The following is a 428-nucleotide window of genomic DNA, read 5'->3' on the forward strand; positions in this document are numbered from 1 at the left end:
CCACTAATGACTCGCCTGCGCCCGATGGGGATCACTGTCGATGTTGAAACAGCCAACCGCCACGGTCTGCGCTGGCTGCACGATGTCGCTAACCAACGAAAGCATGAAACAATCCAGGCACGTCCCTGCGATCGCTGGCTCGAAGAGCAGCAGTCCATGCTGGCACTGCCTCCGGAGAAAAAAGAGTATGACGTGCATCTTGATGAAAATCTGGTGAACTTCGACAAACACCCCCTGCATCATCCACTCTCCATCTACGACTCATTCTGCAGAGGAGTGGCGTGATGATGGAACTGCAACATCAACGACTGATGGTGCTCGCCGGGCAGTTGCAACTGGAAAGCCTTATAAGCGCAGCGCCTGCGCTGTCACAACAGGCAGTAGACCAGGAATGGAGTTATATGGACTTCCTGGAGCATCTGCTTCAT

At 54.0% G+C, this 428-nt stretch carries 1 protein-coding gene and 1 pseudogene; both read left to right on the forward strand.

Annotated elements, in window-relative coordinates; genetic code table 11:
• Nucleotides 1–285, forward strand: a pseudogene (locus M1M07_RS32490) (IS21 family transposase); the annotation flags it as partial.
• Nucleotides 285–428 (forward strand): ATP-binding protein (locus tag M1M07_RS32495; RefSeq protein ID WP_248676802.1); only part of this gene is annotated, 144 nt, incomplete at its 3' end. The pseudogene M1M07_RS32490 and the gene M1M07_RS32495, both read left to right, overlap by 1 nt.

It is taken from the genome of Rhodococcus sp. HM1 (assembly GCF_023218075.1).
GTDB lineage: Bacteria > Actinomycetota > Actinomycetes > Mycobacteriales > Mycobacteriaceae > Rhodococcus.